The following is a 15,106-nucleotide window of genomic DNA, read 5'->3' as shown; positions in this document are numbered from 1 at the left end:
TCCGCATTCCTCGATGTCGTGGGGTCAGCGCAGCGCGTCGATCTCGCGGGCGGTGCGCTCGGCGGGGTCGGTGACGATCCGTTCCAGCACCGCGATCCGCTCTTCCAGCCGTCCGACCTGGCCGTGCAGCCGCTCGTTCTCGCCGGTCAGCAGCGCGACCTTGCGGCTGTCCACCAGCGTCTCACCATGGCCGTCGCGACGTTCGCGCCGGCTGCGCTTGTCCTCGATCGGATAGCCATGCTTGGCCTTGACCCAGGTGGTGAAGGCGCCGCGCGCCATTACCGCCGTCACGATCCCGATCGGCACGAGGAAACTCAAATCCGACACCGCCAAACCCTTTCGATGATGTGTTGCAGCAGGCCCGACCGACGCTCAGCGCAGGCTGTCGATCTCGCTCGCCAGCTGGCTGTTGCGGCTGGTGTACAGCGTCTCGATGTCGGCCAGCCGGCGATCGACGTCGCGCAGCCGCGACCGGACCTCGGACGACGAGCGCTTCGGATTAGACCGCACGCCCTGCCAGAACTTGGCGTCGCCGGCGTCCTGATACAGCCCGCTCGGCGTGGCCTCCGCCACCCAGGCGATGATGAAATAGGCCAGGACGATCCACCATTGCCCGGCCAGGATCGTCATCGCGGCGACCCCCAGGCGGACCCAGAGCACGTCAACCCCGGTATAATCCGCCATCCCCGAACACACGCCCTTCCACTTGGCGTTCTCGCAATCGAGGTAGAACTTCGTGCGGCGCGCGGACATCTCAATTCCTCCGGTCGAGCGAGAAGGTGGGGGAGGGGGCGGTGACGCCGGGCTGCCAGTCGGCGGCGGGCGGGTTTAGCCCCGGTTTCCAGTCGGGATGATCGGCGGCGGCGATCCGCTCGACGGTCTGCAGGCGATCTTCCAGCCGGCGGGCGAGGACGAACATCTCGTCGAGCAGGTTCTCGTCCTCGACCGTGATCTTGGGCGCCTGCTTCCACTTGGTGACATAGTGCAGGATCAGCCACGGCAGGCCTATGAACAGGGTGACGATCGCCAGGCCGCCGACCAGGATGCCGATGATGTCTTCCATCTCAGCGCTCCCCGGTGTTGCCGGCGATCCGCGCCTTCAGCGCCGCCAATTCCGCGTCGACCTTGTCCGACTGACGCAGCTCGGCGATCTCCTCGTCCAGCGTCTTGACGCTGCCCAGGCCCATCGCTTCCGCGCGGCCCTCGGCGTCGTCGACGCGGCGCTCCAGCTGATCGAAGCGGCTGAAGGCCTCCTGCGTCTTCGGCCCGGCATACATCTCGCGCAGGCGGAAGCGGTTGTTGGCGCTTTCCAGCCGCGTCTGGACGCTGGCCTGCTTGGTCCGCGCCTCGCGCAGCTTGCCCTGCAACTTGGCGATGTCCTCTTCCGACGCGCGCAGCGCATCGTCCAGGACGCCGATCTCGACCCGCAGCTGGTCGGCCATGTCCGCCGCCTTCTGCCGCTCGACCAGCGCCGCCTTGGCCAGGTCCTCGCGGTCCTTGCTCAGCGCCAGCTCGGCCTTTTCGGTCCAGCTGTGCTGCAGCCCGTCCAGCTTGGTGATGTGGCGGCGCATCTCCTTCTGGTCGGCGATGGTGCGCGCGGCGGACGCGCGGACCTCGACCAGCGTGTCCTCCATCTCGGCGATGATCATGCGGATCATCTTGGCGGGGTCTTCCGCCTTTTCGAGCAGGTCCGCCATGTTGGCCGCGACGATGTCGCGGGTCCGGGAAAAGATGCTCATGGTCCAGCTGCTCCTCAATGTCGGCGGCGCCGCCAGTGGCAGGCGCGTGGGGCGGGGGTCGCCAAAATCCCCTCTCACCGTTTCCATTATCATGCGCGGACGACCGTCGCCATCGGCGCCGACTGACCCGCGGTGGCCGGGCCGACCGCGCCGATCACGCAGGCGGTGCTGACCAGCAGCGTGGCGGCGATGGCGGCGATGTGGCGGCCGAGGCTCAGATTGGTCATGGCGTGAACTCCCTTGGTCTGGTTGGAAGCCGCTCGAAGCGGCGTTGCCGAGGTCTTTGCACCCCCCGTGCCAACCGGCTCACGGCTGAAAATGTCGTCATCCCCGCGAACGCGGGGACCCATCGCCCATAGCGAAATCAATAGCTTAGCCGGTTGTAGGCGCTACTCACCCCTCATACAGCCACTGCCTCACTCAAATAAAACACCGCTGCCACCCTTGCCAACCCTCAGCAATCTACGCCACAGCTTGGCATATGCAGGAACGCACCACCCAGTTCGTCGGTCAATCCGGCGCTTTCCTGGACACGCTGGAGCGTGCCAGCCGCGCCGCCGCGCTCGATCGGCCCGTGCTGGTGATCGGCGAACGCGGCACCGGCAAGGAGCTGGTCGCCGAACGCCTCCACCGCCTGTCGCCGCGCTGGGACCATCCGCTGGTGGTGATGAACTGCGCCGCGCTGCCGGAGACGCTGATCGAGGCCGAGCTGTTCGGGCACGAGGCCGGCTCCTTCACCGGCGCCACCAAGGCGCGGGTCGGCCGCTTCGAGGAGGCGGACGGCGGCACGCTGTTCCTCGACGAGCTGGGCACGCTGTCGATGGCGGCGCAGGACCGGCTGCTCCGCGCGGTCGAATATGGCGAGGTCACCCGTATCGGCGCATCGCGTCCGATCCGCGTCGACGTCCGCATCGTCGCCGCGACCAACGAGCATCTGCCCGACCGCGTCGCCGCCAGCACCTTTCGCGCCGACCTGCTCGACCGCCTGTCGTTCGAGGTCGTGACGCTGCCGCCGCTCCGCGCGCGCGCCGGCGACATCGAGGTGCTGGCCGAGCATTTCGCGCGGCGGATGGCGTCGGAGATCGGCTGGCGCCGTTGGCCCGGCTTCACCGCCGCCGCCGTCGAGGAACTGCGCCGCCACGACTGGCCCGGCAACGTCCGCGAGCTCCGCAACGTCGTCGAGCGCGCGGTCTATCGGTGGGAAGGGGAGGGGCCGGTCGACACGATCGAGCTCGACCCGTTCGCATCGCCCCATCGACCCCGCGCCCACGCGGCACCTGCGCCACCATCGGAGTCCGCACCCTCACCATCGCCCGTTCCGGAAACCGCCGATTTCAAGACCAGCGTCGCCACCCACGAACGCCATCTCCTGACCCGCGCTTTGGCCGAAAGCCGCTACAACCAGCGCCACGCCGCGCAGGCGCTCGGCCTGACCTACGACCAGTTCCGCCACGCGCTCCGCCGCCACGACCTGATTGGAACGGTTGCGTAACGGCGCGCGGGAGCGTTCGGGCGACCCCCGCGTTACCCTTCCTGAACCCCGCTAGGAGGACCCCATGGCGTTCGAACTGCCCCCGCTGCCCTACGACTACGATGCGCTGGAGCCGGTCATCTCGAAGGAGACGATGACCTTCCACCACGACAAGCACCACAAGGCCTATACCGACAAGCTCAACGAAGGCGTCGCCGCCGATCCGAAGCTGGACGGCAAGTCGATCGAGGACATCCTCGGCATGATCTCGTCGCTGCCGCCGCTTGTCCGTAATAACGGTGGCGGCTATTGGAACCATGACTTCTTCTGGAAGATCATGGGTCCCAAGGGTTCGTCTTCGCCGTCGGGCGCGCTCAAGGATGCGATCGACACCTATGGCGGCCTCGACAAGTTGAAGGAAGACTTCAACGCGAAGGGCGTCGGTCAGTTCGGCTCCGGCTGGGCGTGGATCATCAAGGATGCGTCCGGCGCGCTGAAGATCACCTCGACGCCCAATCAGGACAACCCCCTGATGGACGACGCCAAGGAGCCGGGCACGCCGATCCTGGGCAACGACGTCTGGGAGCACGCCTATTACCTGACGTACAAGAACGATCGTCCCGGCTATCTCAAGGCCTGGTGGGACATCGTCAACTGGGACGAGGCCGGCAAGCGTTTCGACGCCTGAGGCTATTCGGGCGGCAGCTGTTCGGCTGCCGCCTCTTCCTCGTCGACTGCCAGTCCGTGCCGCATCAACATCGGCACGTTCGCCACCGCAAAGGCGACGGTGACGATCGTACAGCCCGGAAACTTGAACAGCACCCACGCATCGAAGCTCAACAGCGCGCGCGCGAGCTCGTTGGCGACCGCGAGTCCGGCGAAGAACACCGCCCAGTTGATCGTCAGCTGTCGCCATCCCGCCGCCGACAGCCCCGGATAGGCCATGCCGAGCAGCCCCTCCAGCAACGGCCGTCCCGTCACCAGCCCGAACCCAAGCACCGCCGCCAGAATGGCATAGACGAACGTCGGCTTCATCTGGATGAACTTGGGGTCGTGGAAATAGATCGTCAGCCCGCCGAAGACCAGCACCAGCGCCGCAGAGATCAGCAGCATCGGCGAGACGTGCCGTAGCTTCACCTGCGAATAGATCACCGCGATCACCGTCGCGACCGTGAACAGCGACGTCGCGACGATCACCCGCGCCACCAGCAACGCCTCGACCCGCGTCAGGTCGTCCAGCGACCGGGTGAAATGCGCGACCAGCGTCCGGCACCATTCCGACGGCGCCGCGAACGTCACCAGAAAGAACACCAGCAAAGGGCCGTAATCGATCGCCATCCGCATCATCGGCGGGGTTGCGCGTGGTTTCTCGGTCACTTCTGTACTCGCTCCACCCCGGCCACGATCCGGCTCACCTCGCGCGGGTCGAACGGGCGCAGGTCGCCCATCCCCTCGCCGACGCCGATCGCGTGGACCGGCAGCCCGTATTTCTCCGCCGCCGCGACCAGCACGCCGCCGCGCGCCGTGCCGTCCAGCTTGGTCATCACCAGCCCGGTTACGCCCGCCAGATCGCGGAATACCTCGATCTGGTTGAGCGCGTTCTGTCCGGTCGTCGCATCCAGCACCAGCACGACGTCGTGCGGACTCGCCGGATTGAGCCGCCCCAGCACGCGCTTGATCTTCGCCAACTCGTCCATCAGCTCGCGCTTGTTCTGCAACCGCCCGGCGGTGTCGACGATCAGCACGTCGATGCCGGTCGCGGTCGCCTGCTTGACCGCCTCATAGACGATGCCCGCCGCGTCGCCGCCTTCCTTGCCCGAAACCAGCGGCACGCCCGCGCGCTCCGCCCAGGTCGCGAGCTGCCCGATCGCGGCAGCGCGGAAGGTGTCGCCCGCCGCCAGCATGACGCCGTAGTCCTGCTCGGCGAACAGATGCGCCAGCTTGGCGATCGTCGTCGTCTTGCCCGAGCCGTTGACGCCGATCACCAGGATCACCTGCGGCCGCGGAAACGCCTCGATCTCCAGCGGCTTGGCGACTCTGGCGAGCGCACGCTCGACCTCCTCGGCGACGACGAGCCGGACGCCGAGTTCCTCCATGTTCCGCTCGACGCCGACCTCGACCAGCCGCCGCCTGATCCGCGCCGCCATCTCCGGCCCCAGATCGGACGCGATCAGCGCCTCCTCGATCTCGTCGAGCTGCTCGTCGGTCAGCCGTCCGGCGCCCAGCCCGGCGAGATTGCCGACCAGCCGGTCCGACGTCCGCCGAAACCCGCCGAGCAGCTTGTCGTGCCAGGAACGATCGTCGGTCATGCGGCGCATGCCTCGGCGACGTGCAGCGCGGCTCCTTCGGCCCCGCCGTCATCCCCGCGAAAGCGGGGACCCATTTCGACAGCGTGGACGATGAACGGGAGCGAGGGACATGCGCTCCCGCCTGCGCGCGGGTGACGAGAGGACAGCAGCACGCCGTCCGCGACGCCCATGACCCGAACCGACACGATGTCGCCGGCGACGGAGTCAGGCACCCGCACCTCGGCGAATTGAGGCGTGTGTCCCCGGTCGCCGGGTTTCTCCACCACGATCTCCTGCACCGTTCCGATCAGTCCTTGCAGCCACCGCGCCTTCCGCCCCGCCGCCGCCTCACGCAGCCGCGCCGCCCGCGCGCGCCGCACTTCAGGCGCGACCTGCGGCATCCGCGCCGCCGGCGTGCCTTCGCGCGGGGAGAACGGAAAGATATGCGCGTGGACGATGTCGCAATCGTCCAGCAGCGCGGCCGTGTCGGCGAACATCGCCTCCGTCTCGGTCGGGAAGCCCGCGATCAGGTCCGCGCCGACCGCCACGTCGCGCCGCGCCCTCAACCGCGACACCAGCGCCACCGCCTCGGCGCGGCTGTGCCGCCGCCGCATCCGCTTGAGCACCAGGTCGTTGCCCGCCTGTAGCGACAGGTGGACATGCGGCATCATCCGCGCCTCGCTCGCCAGCAGCTCGAACAGCACCGGATCGACCTCATGCCCGTCGATCGACGACAGCCGCAACCGCGCCAGCCCCGGCACCGCCAGCAACGCCTCGCACAACTGCCCCAGCGTCGGCGCGCCCGGCAGGTCCGGACCATAGCTCGTCACGTCGACCCCGGTCAGCACCACCTCGCGATGCCCCGCCGCGACCAGTCCGGCGACGCGCGCGACCACTTGCGCGACCGGCACCGACCGGCTGGCGCCGCGCCCCTGCGGGATGATGCAGAAGGTGCAGGCGTGATCGCAGCCGTTCTGCACCGGCACGAACGCGCGGGCGTGATCGCGGAACCGTGGCAGCGGCGCGGCGAGGGCGCCCCAGCTCGCCGGCAGCGTCTTGGCCGCGTTCGGCACCACGCGATCGACCTCCGGCATCGCCGCGAACCCCGCCGCGTCGATCGTCGCGGCACAGCCCGTGACGATCAGCTCGGCGCCCGGTCGTGCCCGCCGCGCCCGCCGGATCGCAACGCGCGTCTGCTTGACCGCCTCGCCCGTCACCGCGCAACTGTTTACCACCACGGCGTCGCGTCCGGTCAGCATCGCCCGGATCGCCTCGCTCTCGGCGAGGTTCAGGCGGCAGCCCAGCGTGACGATCTCCGGCCCGGTCATGGCCGCGCGACTTAGGGGGGTGCCGCGCCCAAGTCACGCGCCGCGTGACCGCCACCCGGCGCGGCGGTTGTGTTCGCGGCCGTCTTCAGCTATCGACGACGCCGTTCAGCCCGCTGGACACGAACCGAAGCGCCTCCGGGCGCACGCCGGCTGACGAGGTTTCGTCCGCCGGCGTTTCTTGCGTTGGCGGGTCATTGGAGTTGAGACGCGCATGTTCGAAAGCCTGAGCGATCGCCTTGGTGGGGTCTTCGACCGCCTGCGCGGCCGTGGCGCGCTGACGGAAGCCGACGTCCGCACCGCGATGCGCGAGGTCCGCGTCGCGCTGCTCGAAGCCGACGTCGCGCTGCCCGTCGCGCGCGATTTCGTCGAGCGCGCGACCGAAAAGGCGATCGGCCAGAACGTGCTGCGCTCGGTCACGCCGGGGCAGCAGGTCGTCAAGATCGTCCACGACGCGCTGATCGAGATGCTCGGCGCGGATGCGTCGGAGCTGGAACTCGGCGTCACCCCGCCGGCGATCATCATGATGGTCGGGCTACAGGGGTCGGGCAAGACCACCACCACCGCCAAGATCGCCAAGCGCCTCAAGGAGCGCGGCGCCAAGCGGGTGATGATGGCGTCGCTGGACGTCAATCGTCCGAACGCGCAGGAGCAGCTGGCGACGCTGGGCGGCCAGGTCGACGTCCAGACGCTGCCGATCGTCGCCGGCCAGCAGCCGGTCGACATCGCCCGGCGCGCGCTGTCGGCGGCGAAGCTGCAGGGCTTCGACGTGCTGATGCTCGACACCGCCGGGCGGACCAGCATCGACCAGGCGCTGATGGACGAGATGCGCGCCGTCGCCGACGTCGCGCAGCCGCAGGAAATCCTGCTCGTCGTCGACTCGCTGACCGGGCAGGACGCGGTCAACGTCGCGCAGAACTTCTCCGACCAGGTGCCGCTGACCGGCGTCGTGCTGACCCGCATGGACGGCGACGCGCGCGGTGGTGCGGCGCTGTCGATGCGTGCCGTCACCGGCAAGCCGATCAAGTTCGCGGGCACTGGCGAGAAGATGGAAGCGCTGGAGGCGTTCCACCCGGAGCGCGTCGCCGGCCGCATCCTCGGCATGGGCGACGTCGTGTCGCTGGTCGAGCGCGCCGCCGAGAGCATCCAGGCCGACGACGCCGCGCGGATGGCCGCGAAGATGGCCAAGGGTCAGTTCGACATGAACGACCTGCGCGCGCAGTTGCAGCAGATGAGCCGCATGGGCGGGCTCGGCGCGCTCGCGGGGATGATCCCCGGCATGAAGAAGGCGCAACAGGCGATGGCCGCTGCGCCCGGCACCGACAAGGTGCTGGTCCACATGGACGCGGTGATCGGCTCGATGACGCTTAAGGAGCGCACCAAGCCCGAGCTCATCAATGCCAAGCGCAAGATCCGCATCGCCAAGGGCTCCGGCACCACGGTGCAGGAGGTCAACAAGCTCCTGAAGATGCATCAGGAGATGGCCACCGCGATGAAGAAGCTCCGCAAGATGGGCGGGCTCAAGGGCATGATGGCGATGCTCGGCAAGGGCGGCGGCGGCATGGCCGGGCTCGGCAACGCGATGGGCGGCCCCGGCCTCGGCGAGATGATGGGCAAGATGGGTGGCCCCGGCGGCGGGCTGCCCGGCCTGCCCGGCGGTCAGGGTCTGCCCCCCGGCCTCATGGATTTCACGAAGAAGAAATAACCACCTTAACCTGCAAGGATTTCGACAATGGCTCTTTCCATCCGACTGTCGCGCGGCGGCTCCAAAAAGCGTCCCTATTACCGCATCGTCGTCGCCGACGCCCGCTCGCCCCGCGACGGCAAGTATCTCGAGAAGATCGGCACCTATAACCCGCTGCTCGCCAAGGACGACGAGAAGCGCATCCAGCTCGACGGCGATCGCGCCAAGCATTGGCTGGGCGTCGGCGCGCAGCCGACCGACCGCGTCGCGCGCTTCCTCGACGTCGCCGGCGTCAAGGAGCGGCCCGCGCGCAACAACCCGAACAAGGGCAAGCCCGGCGAAAAGGCCACCGAGCGCGCCGAGGAGCGTGCCGATAAGGTGAAGGCCGCCGAGGAAGCCGCCGCCGCCGCCAGCGCCGCCCCGGCGGTCGAAGAGACCCCCGCCGAGGAGGCTCCGGCCATCGACGAGGCGACTTCGACCGAGACCGCGTCGACCGAGACGGCCGAGGCTTGAGGCACCGGCGTGCGGGTCGTGCGTTCATGTCGTTCCAGAGGAGTACCGCATGACCGCCGACCCGCAGCCGACCCTGCCCGATCCGCGCACCGCCAATGACGACGAAGACCTCGGCGACGGCCGGTCGGCGCCCGCGCCCGCGGAAGGCGCGGACGACGAACCCGGTCCCAACCCCGGCTCGCCCGACGCCTGAGCCCCTGAAGCCGGGTCAGGTGGTGCTCGCCGCCGTCACCGGCCCGCACGGGATCGGCGGCGAGGTGAAGCTCAAGCTCTTCACCGACGACCTCTCACCGTATCGAAGCTTCAACGACGGCGCGCTGACGGTCACGTCGATGCGCGGCAACATCGCCCGCTTCGCCGAGGTGCCCGACCGCAGCGCCGCCGAGGCGCTGCGGGGTACGGCGTTGACGGTCGCGCGGAGCGTCTTGCCGGCGCTGGCCGAGGGTGAATATTACCACGCCGACCTGATCGGCCTGCCGGTGACGACGCCCGACGGCGTGGCGATCGGTCGCGTCGTCGCGGTGGAGAACTTCGGTGCCGGCGACCTGATCGAGATCGAGCGACCGGACGGCAAGCAATTCATGGTCCCGCTCCGCCCCGACGCAGTGCCCGAGTGGAACACCGAACGGCTGGTGCTCGACCCTGCGTTCGTCGAATGATCGAGCCGGGGCCGTGGCGTCGAGCCGCGGCCTACAGGTAGCTCGCCTCGTCGTTCTTCGGCCCGAGGTCGCCCGGCGTCTTGTCCGTTCCCTCGCCGCCCGTGATCGGAAACGTGTCGCCCGAGGGCGTCGCGCTGTCGAAATCCTCGCCGGGATTGCCGCCGCCGATGCCGGCACCGCTGCCGTGGACCTCGCCGGTGTCGCGATCGGCGGAGGCGCGGTGGCCTTCGTCGACCGGGATGTCACGCCCGTCCACCTGCGGACGGAACGCCGGATCGGCTGCGCGCGCACCCTCCGCCAGCTCCCGCCCGATCGTGTAGCCCTGGCCCGAATAGCCGTGGGGCCGATCGAATTCGTTGGAGTCGCGGGGACGTTCGGGATCGACAGGATCGGTCATGCGCGTAAAACGGCCGAGGCCGCGCCCCCGTTCCCTTACAGCCGCACCTCGATCAGCATGGGGCCCTCGCTGCGGATCGAGGCGACGAGCAGACGGTGGAAATCCTCCGCGGTGTCGACCGCCACCGCCGGCACCCCCATCGACTTCGCCATCGCCTGCCAGTCGATCGTCGGCTCCGTCAGGTCGATCATCGACATCGCGCGCGGACCGGGTGCCGGGCCGGCGCCCATGTTCGAGAACTCCGCCTTCAGGATCGCATACTGATTGTTGGCGAAGATGATCGTGGTCACCGGCAGCTGCTCGCGCGCCTGCGTCCACAGCGCCTGGATCGTGTACATGGCACTGCCGTCGCCGGTCATGCAGATCGTGCGCCGGTCGGGACAGGCGAGCGCCGCGCCGGTCGCCACCGGCGGCGAATAGCCGATCGAGCCGCCCATGTTGTTGATGAGGTCGTGGGGCAGGGCGCCCATCGTGTGCCCCATCGTCTCGCGCCCGGTGGTGAGCGACTCGTCGACGACGATCGCGTTCTCCGGGATCGCGGCGGCGAGCGCGTGCGCGATCGCGACCGGGGTCAGCGCGCCGCTGGGCACCGGCGTCTCCACCCGCTGCTGGATCAGCGCCGCGCCGTCTGCCGGCCCGAGCAGATCGAGCAGCATCGCCAGCGCCGCCTCGCTGTCCTCGTCCGCCTCGGCCAGCGCATGGACCTGCGTGCCCGGCGCCTTCAGCTGGCTGGGCAGGTCCGGATAGGAGAAGAACGCGACCGGCTCCGTGGTCTCGACGGTAACCAGGTGCTTGAACGGCGCGAGAAAGGCGAGGGCGGGCTTCACCGAATAGGGGATGCGCTCCAGCGGCGTGCGGCCGGCGCCGCGCTCCATCCGCGCGGTGAAGAACTGCGATCCGATCCGCGTGCCGGTCCGGCCGGCGACCTGGCCCGCCAGCGCCAGCGCGTTGCCGCGCGTCGCCTTGTTGGCGAGGATGATGAGCGTCGGCTCGCCCGAGCGAAGCACCTTGGCGACCTGTTCGACCCGCGCCGGATCGGGCGCGCGCATCGTCCGGCCGGGCTTCGGCAGCCGCACGATCTCGCCCGCGTCGCGCCACGACGCGTCGCCCGGCAGGATCAGCGTCGCGATCCGGCCGGGATGCTCGTTCGCCTTGGCGACGCCGGCGGCGACATCGCTCGCCACCGCGTCCGGCCCATCGATCCGCCGCACCCAGTGGCTCAGCGGCCGGGCCAGCCCCTCGATATCGCTGGTCAGCGGCGCGTCGTATTTCAGGTGGCTGGCGGAATGCTCGCCGACGACGTTGACCATCCCCGACGAGGCGCGGCGCGCGTTGTGGATGTTGGCCAGTCCGTTCGACAGGCCGGGCCCGAGATGGAGAAGCGTCGCGGCGGGCGCGTCCTTCATCCGATACCAGCCGTCGGCGGCGCCGGTCGCGACGCCCTCGAACAGGCACAGCACCGGCTTGATGCGCGGGTTCTCCAGCGCCGACAGGAAGTGCATCTCCGACGTGCCGGGATTGGCGAAGCAGATCTCGACGCCCTGATCGGCCAGGGTCTCCACCAGATGTTCCGCGCCGTTCATGTTCGCTCCTGTCGGGGTCCGCACCCGCCTTATCCGCTCGAGCGCGCTTTGGCGCGAATTGACTTCGCGCGCGCGCTCATGGCAAGGCTCGACGACGCGGGCCGATGCGACGCGGGTGTAGCTCAATGGTAGAGCAGAAGCTTCCCAAGCTTACGACGAGGGTTCGATTCCCTTCACCCGCTCCCGCGCAGCGCGGGCACGATCAGCGACGCTGACCGGACCTCGCGCCAGCGCGGCCGGGCTCGACGCCAGCCGAGCGCTTCCCCTCGGCCTGCCTTCCCGAACAGATTGATGCTCCGGCAACCCTTCCCCATATAGCTTGTCGACAAGGGCCGCTCACCTGGCCCGCCGGAGCTTGCATGACCCAGACCTTCCCCGTTCTTCCCCTGCGGGACATCGTCGTTTTCCCGCACATGATCGTGCCGCTGTTCGTCGGTCGCGATAAGTCCGTCGCGGCGCTCGAAGCGGCGATGGCCGCCGACAAGGAGATCTTCCTCGTCGCGCAGCTCGACGCCGCCGAGGACGATCCCGCGCGCGCGGACCTGCACGAGGTCGGCGTCACCGCCACCGTGCTGCAATTGCTCAAGCTGCCCGACGGCACCGTGCGCGTGCTGGTCGAGGGCAAGCAGCGGGCGCGGCTCAGCGAGCTGACGGAAGACGGCGCCTATCTGACCGCGACCATCGACATGGTCGCCGACGAGGAGGTCGCCGGGCCGGAGGTCGAGGCGCTGATGCGCTCGGTCGTCTCGCAGTTCGAGGCCTATGCCAAGGGCAACCGCAAGATGCCCGCCGAGACGGCGGTGCAGCTCGCCGAGATCGAGGATCCGGCCAAGCTCGCCGACGCGGTGATGGCCAACATCCAGGTCAAGGTCGCCGACAAGCAGGCGCTGCTGGTCGAGCTGAACCCCCAGAAGCGGCTGGAGATGGCGTTCGCGCTGATGGAGGGCGAGCTCGGCGTCCTGCAGGTCGAGAAGAAGATCAAGACCCGCGTCAAGCGCCAGATGGAGAAGACGCAGCGCGAATATTACCTCAACGAGCAGCTCAAGGCGATCCAGCGCGAGCTGGGCAACAGCGACGACGAGGGCGACGGCGATGAGATCGCCGAGCTGACGCAGAAGATCGCGACGCTGAAGCTGAGCAAGGAAGCGCGCACCAAGGCGACGTCGGAGCTGAAGAAGCTGAAGTCGATGGCGCCGATGAGCGCCGAGGCGACGGTGGTCCGCAATTATCTCGACGTGCTGCTGGGCCTGCCTTGGGGCAAGAAGTCGAAGCTGAAGAAGGACATCGCCGCCGCGCAGGCGGTGCTGGACGAGGACCATTACGCGCTCGACAAGGTCAAGGACCGGATCGTCGAGTATCTGGCGGTGCAGGCGCGCACGCAGAAGCTGAAAGGTCCGATCCTGTGCCTCGTCGGCCCGCCCGGCGTCGGCAAGACGTCGCTGGGCCAGTCGATCGCCAAGGCATGCGGGCGCGAGTTCGTGCGCCAGTCGCTGGGCGGCGTCCGCGACGAGGCGGAGATCCGCGGCCACCGTCGCACCTATATCGGCTCGCTGCCGGGCAAGGTCGTCACCAACCTGCGCAAGGCGGGGACCTCCAACCCGCTGTTCCTGCTCGACGAGATCGACAAGCTCGGCCAGGATTTCCGCGGCGACCCGGCGTCGGCGCTGCTGGAGGTGCTCGACCCCGAGCAGAACGGCAAGTTCCAGGACCATTATCTGGAGATCGACCTCGACCTCAGCGACATCATGTTCGTCTGCACCGCGAACACGCTGAACCTGCCGCAGCCGCTGCTCGACCGGATGGAGATCATTCGGCTGGAAGGCTATACCGAGGACGAGAAGGTCGAGATCGCCGAGCGGCACCTGATCGCCAAGCAGATGGAGGCGCACGGCCTCAAGGCGACTGAATTCGTGCTGACGCCGGACGGCCTGCGCGCGCTGATCCAGCGCTACACCCGCGAGGCCGGCGTGCGGACGCTCGAGCGCGAGATCGCCAAGCTGATGCGCAAGGCGCTGCGTCGTATCCTGGAGGGCAAGGACACCGCGATCACCGTCACGCCGGACAACCTCCACGAGTTCGCCGGCGTCCAGAAATACCGCCACGGCCTGTCGGAGACAGAGCATCAGATCGGCGCGGTCACCGGGCTCGCCTGGACCGAGGTCGGCGGCGAGCTGCTGACGATCGAGTCGGTGACGGTGCCGGGAAAGGGCGCGGCCAAGCTCACGGGCACGCTCGGCGACGTGATGAAGGAATCGATCGAGACCGCGTTCAGCTACGTCAAGGCGCGCGCGCCCAGCTATGGCATCAAGCCGTCGCTGTTCGGGCGCAAGGACATCCACATCCATCTGCCCGAGGGCGCGACGCCCAAGGACGGGCCGTCGGCGGGTGTCGGCATCGTCACGTCGATCGTGTCGACGCTGACCGGCGTCCCGGTGCGGCGCGAGGTGGCGATGACCGGCGAGGTCACGCTGCGCGGCCGCGTGCTGCCGATCGGCGGGTTGAAGGAGAAGCTGCTCGCGGCGCTGCGTGGCGGCATCGAGACGGTGCTGATCCCGCAGGAAAACGAGAAGGACCTCGCCGACATTCCCGCCAACATCAAGGCGGGGCTGAAGATCGTACCCGTCGCGCATGTCGACGAGGTGCTGGCGCTGGCGCTGACGCAGCCGGTCGAGGCGATCGACTGGACCGAGGCCGACGAGCTGGCGGCGCTGCCCCCGGCGGTGGTGCAGCAGGTCGCCACGGGGTCGACGGGCGGCGAGCGGCATCACTGAAAGCTGGCCAGTGCCGGTAGAGCGGGCCGCTGGCGGCCATTGACTCAGGTTATCACCACGGGGTTAACTGATCCGATTGGGCCGCGTGATTCTCGCGCCTGCGTAAACAAGCATGGGATGAGCGAAGCATGAACAAGCAGGAGCTGATCGCGTCGGTCGCCGACCAGTCGGGCCTGACCCGTGGCGACGCCGTAAAGGCGGTCGAGGCGGTGTTCGGGACGATCTCCGGCGCGCTCAAGAAGGGCGACGAGGTCCGCCTGGTCGGTTTCGGCACCTTCTCGCTGTCGAAGCGCAAGGCGTCGACCGGACGCAACCCCCGCACCGGCGAGCCGATGACGATCAAGGCGTCGAGCCAGCCCAAGTTCAAGGCGGGCAAGGGGCTGAAGGATTCGGTAAACTGACCCTTCGTCATCCCGGCCTTGAGCCGGGATCCCGCTTCTTCGTCGGCATTGGAACGGCGGGACCGACGTGGTTCGCCACGACGGACGGAGAACAGGCTGGACACCACCGTCCGCCTTGCTAAGACGCCGCCTTCCGATCGACCGGGACGGGATCGGGCGCGTAGCTCAGCGGTAGAGCACACCCTTCACACGGGTGGGGTCACAGGTTCAATCCCTGTCGCGCCCACCACCGCGCCAGCGGTGCGAGCATCGTCGGCTCGCGATCGGTCGCTGGC

The 15,106-nt window shown here is 68.7% G+C and carries 18 protein-coding genes and 2 tRNA genes; 10 read left to right on the top strand and 10 right to left on the bottom strand.

Features of this window, described 5'->3' with window-relative positions:
* Positions 1-24: 24 nt before the first annotated feature.
* From ACOFKS_RS07885 to ACOFKS_RS07865, 5 genes are all read right to left on the bottom strand, one after another.
* Complete coding sequence (locus ACOFKS_RS07885) at positions 25-318, bottom strand: hypothetical protein (RefSeq protein WP_419808726.1); 294 nt, start codon at positions 316-318, stop codon at positions 25-27.
* Between the two features lie 54 nt (positions 319-372).
* Positions 373-753 carry an envelope stress response membrane protein PspC gene (gene pspC / locus ACOFKS_RS07880; protein WP_419808684.1) on the bottom strand — a complete coding sequence of 127 codons (381 nt, stop codon included), beginning with the start codon at positions 751-753 and terminating at the stop codon, positions 373-375.
* A gap of 1 nt (position 754) precedes the next feature.
* Positions 755-1,063 (bottom strand): envelope stress response membrane protein PspB, encoded by a 309-nt coding sequence (gene pspB, locus ACOFKS_RS07875; protein WP_419808683.1) that lies wholly within the window; start codon positions 1,061-1,063, stop codon positions 755-757.
* Position 1,064: 1 nt separating this feature from the next.
* A complete protein-coding gene (gene pspA, locus ACOFKS_RS07870) occupies positions 1,065-1,739 on the bottom strand; it encodes a phage shock protein PspA (protein WP_419808682.1) in 675 nt (224 codons plus the stop codon).
* An 89-nt stretch (positions 1,740-1,828) separates the two neighbouring features.
* A complete protein-coding gene (locus tag ACOFKS_RS07865; RefSeq protein WP_419808681.1) occupies positions 1,829-1,966 on the bottom strand; it encodes a hypothetical protein in 138 nt (45 codons plus the stop codon).
* Positions 1,967-2,220: 254 nt separating this feature from the next.
* Between ACOFKS_RS07865 and pspF the strand changes: the two genes are divergently transcribed.
* Both pspF and ACOFKS_RS07855 read left to right on the top strand, forming a co-directional pair.
* Positions 2,221-3,231: a phage shock protein operon transcriptional activator gene (pspF, locus tag ACOFKS_RS07860; protein WP_419808680.1), complete on the top strand. Its 1,011-nt coding sequence runs from the start codon at positions 2,221-2,223 to the stop codon at positions 3,229-3,231.
* A 64-nt stretch (positions 3,232-3,295) separates the two neighbouring features.
* Entirely contained in the window at positions 3,296-3,898 is a 603-nt protein-coding gene (locus tag ACOFKS_RS07855; RefSeq protein ID WP_419808679.1) for a superoxide dismutase, read from the top strand.
* A 2-nt stretch (positions 3,899-3,900) separates the two neighbouring features.
* Here ACOFKS_RS07855 and ACOFKS_RS07850 read toward each other — a convergent pair whose 3' ends face one another.
* From ACOFKS_RS07850 to mtaB, 3 genes are read right to left on the bottom strand one after another with little or no spacing between them, the layout of a single operon-like run.
* Positions 3,901-4,587, bottom strand: a complete 687-nt coding sequence (locus ACOFKS_RS07850) for an inner membrane-spanning protein YciB (RefSeq protein WP_419808678.1) — start codon at positions 4,585-4,587, stop codon at positions 3,901-3,903.
* Positions 4,584-5,519, bottom strand: a complete 936-nt coding sequence (ftsY, locus tag ACOFKS_RS07845) for a signal recognition particle-docking protein FtsY (protein WP_419808677.1) — start codon at positions 5,517-5,519, stop codon at positions 4,584-4,586. The genes ACOFKS_RS07850 and ftsY overlap by 4 nt, the downstream gene beginning before the upstream one ends.
* Positions 5,516-6,826 (bottom strand): tRNA (N(6)-L-threonylcarbamoyladenosine(37)-C(2))-methylthiotransferase MtaB, encoded by a 1,311-nt coding sequence (gene mtaB / locus ACOFKS_RS07840; RefSeq protein ID WP_419808676.1) that lies wholly within the window; start codon positions 6,824-6,826, stop codon positions 5,516-5,518. The genes ftsY and mtaB overlap by 4 nt, the downstream gene beginning before the upstream one ends.
* A 211-nt stretch (positions 6,827-7,037) precedes the next feature.
* On the opposite strand from mtaB, the gene ffh reads away from it, so the two are divergent.
* The 4 genes from ffh to rimM are packed head-to-tail and all read left to right on the top strand — an operon-like array spanning position 7,038 to position 9,679.
* Positions 7,038-8,528 carry a signal recognition particle protein gene (gene ffh, locus ACOFKS_RS07835; RefSeq protein WP_419808675.1) on the top strand — a complete coding sequence of 497 codons (1,491 nt, stop codon included), beginning with the start codon at positions 7,038-7,040 and terminating at the stop codon, positions 8,526-8,528.
* 27 nt (positions 8,529-8,555) lie between these two features.
* Positions 8,556-9,020 carry a 30S ribosomal protein S16 gene (gene rpsP / locus ACOFKS_RS07830; protein ID WP_419808674.1) on the top strand — a complete coding sequence of 155 codons (465 nt, stop codon included), beginning with the start codon at positions 8,556-8,558 and terminating at the stop codon, positions 9,018-9,020.
* Positions 9,021-9,069: 49 nt separating this feature from the next.
* Positions 9,070-9,213: a hypothetical protein gene (locus ACOFKS_RS07825; protein WP_419808673.1), complete on the top strand. Its 144-nt coding sequence runs from the start codon at positions 9,070-9,072 to the stop codon at positions 9,211-9,213.
* 19 nt (positions 9,214-9,232) lie between these two features.
* Positions 9,233-9,679 carry a ribosome maturation factor RimM gene (gene rimM, locus ACOFKS_RS07820; protein ID WP_419808672.1) on the top strand — a complete coding sequence of 149 codons (447 nt, stop codon included), beginning with the start codon at positions 9,233-9,235 and terminating at the stop codon, positions 9,677-9,679.
* A gap of 31 nt (positions 9,680-9,710) precedes the next feature.
* Here the strand turns inward: rimM and ACOFKS_RS07815 are convergent, their stop codons facing one another.
* Together ACOFKS_RS07815 and ACOFKS_RS07810 are read right to left on the bottom strand one after the other, a co-directional pair.
* Positions 9,711-10,076, bottom strand: a complete 366-nt coding sequence (locus ACOFKS_RS07815) for a hypothetical protein (protein WP_419808671.1) — start codon at positions 10,074-10,076, stop codon at positions 9,711-9,713.
* 35 nt (positions 10,077-10,111) lie between these two features.
* Positions 10,112-11,659 (bottom strand): acetolactate synthase large subunit, encoded by a 1,548-nt coding sequence (locus ACOFKS_RS07810; protein WP_419808670.1) that lies wholly within the window; start codon positions 11,657-11,659, stop codon positions 10,112-10,114.
* A gap of 111 nt (positions 11,660-11,770) precedes the next feature.
* Between ACOFKS_RS07810 and ACOFKS_RS07805 the strand changes: the two genes are divergently transcribed.
* The 4 genes from ACOFKS_RS07805 (at position 11,771) to ACOFKS_RS07790 (ending at position 15,060) form a co-directional block, all read left to right on the top strand.
* Positions 11,771-11,841, top strand: a tRNA-Gly gene (locus tag ACOFKS_RS07805).
* 177 nt (positions 11,842-12,018) lie between these two features.
* Positions 12,019-14,430 carry an endopeptidase La gene (gene lon, locus ACOFKS_RS07800; RefSeq protein WP_419808669.1) on the top strand — a complete coding sequence of 804 codons (2,412 nt, stop codon included), beginning with the start codon at positions 12,019-12,021 and terminating at the stop codon, positions 14,428-14,430.
* A gap of 98 nt (positions 14,431-14,528) precedes the next feature.
* The gene (locus tag ACOFKS_RS07795) at positions 14,529-14,831 is read left to right on the top strand and encodes an HU family DNA-binding protein (RefSeq protein WP_419808725.1); all 303 of its coding nucleotides are present in this window, start codon (positions 14,529-14,531) and stop codon (positions 14,829-14,831) included.
* Positions 14,832-14,985: 154 nt separating this feature from the next.
* Positions 14,986-15,060, top strand: a tRNA-Val gene (locus tag ACOFKS_RS07790).
* Positions 15,061-15,106 lie beyond the last annotated feature (46 nt).

This window comes from Sphingomonas sp., from assembly GCF_965200135.1.
GTDB lineage: Bacteria > Pseudomonadota > Alphaproteobacteria > Sphingomonadales > Sphingomonadaceae > Sphingomonas.
This window is presented reverse-complemented; position numbering and strand designations above follow the sequence as displayed.

Bases quoted from the DNA above. Each gene is read 5' to 3' on its own strand.
- pspF (WP_419808680.1), top strand. From the start codon at position 2,221: ATGCAGGAACGCACCACCCAGTTCGTCGGTCAATCCGGCGCTTTCCTG.
- ACOFKS_RS07810 (WP_419808670.1), bottom strand. From the start codon at position 11,659: ATGAACGGCGCGGAACATCTGGTGGAGACCCTGGCCGATCAGGGCGTC.
- ACOFKS_RS07855 (WP_419808679.1), top strand. From the start codon at position 3,296: ATGGCGTTCGAACTGCCCCCGCTGCCCTACGACTACGATGCGCTGGAG.
- ftsY (WP_419808677.1), bottom strand. From the start codon at position 5,519: ATGACCGACGATCGTTCCTGGCACGACAAGCTGCTCGGCGGGTTTCGG.
- ACOFKS_RS07825 (WP_419808673.1), top strand. From the start codon at position 9,070: ATGACCGCCGACCCGCAGCCGACCCTGCCCGATCCGCGCACCGCCAAT.
- pspB (WP_419808683.1), bottom strand. From the start codon at position 1,063: ATGGAAGACATCATCGGCATCCTGGTCGGCGGCCTGGCGATCGTCACC.
- lon (WP_419808669.1), top strand. From the start codon at position 12,019: ATGACCCAGACCTTCCCCGTTCTTCCCCTGCGGGACATCGTCGTTTTC.
- mtaB (WP_419808676.1), bottom strand. From the start codon at position 6,826: ATGACCGGGCCGGAGATCGTCACGCTGGGCTGCCGCCTGAACCTCGCC.
- rpsP (WP_419808674.1), top strand. From the start codon at position 8,556: ATGGCTCTTTCCATCCGACTGTCGCGCGGCGGCTCCAAAAAGCGTCCC.
- ACOFKS_RS07865 (WP_419808681.1), bottom strand. From the start codon at position 1,966: ATGACCAATCTGAGCCTCGGCCGCCACATCGCCGCCATCGCCGCCACG.
- ACOFKS_RS07815 (WP_419808671.1), bottom strand. From the start codon at position 10,076: ATGACCGATCCTGTCGATCCCGAACGTCCCCGCGACTCCAACGAATTC.
- ffh (WP_419808675.1), top strand. From the start codon at position 7,038: ATGTTCGAAAGCCTGAGCGATCGCCTTGGTGGGGTCTTCGACCGCCTG.
- pspA (WP_419808682.1), bottom strand. From the start codon at position 1,739: ATGAGCATCTTTTCCCGGACCCGCGACATCGTCGCGGCCAACATGGCG.
- pspC (WP_419808684.1), bottom strand. From the start codon at position 753: ATGTCCGCGCGCCGCACGAAGTTCTACCTCGATTGCGAGAACGCCAAG.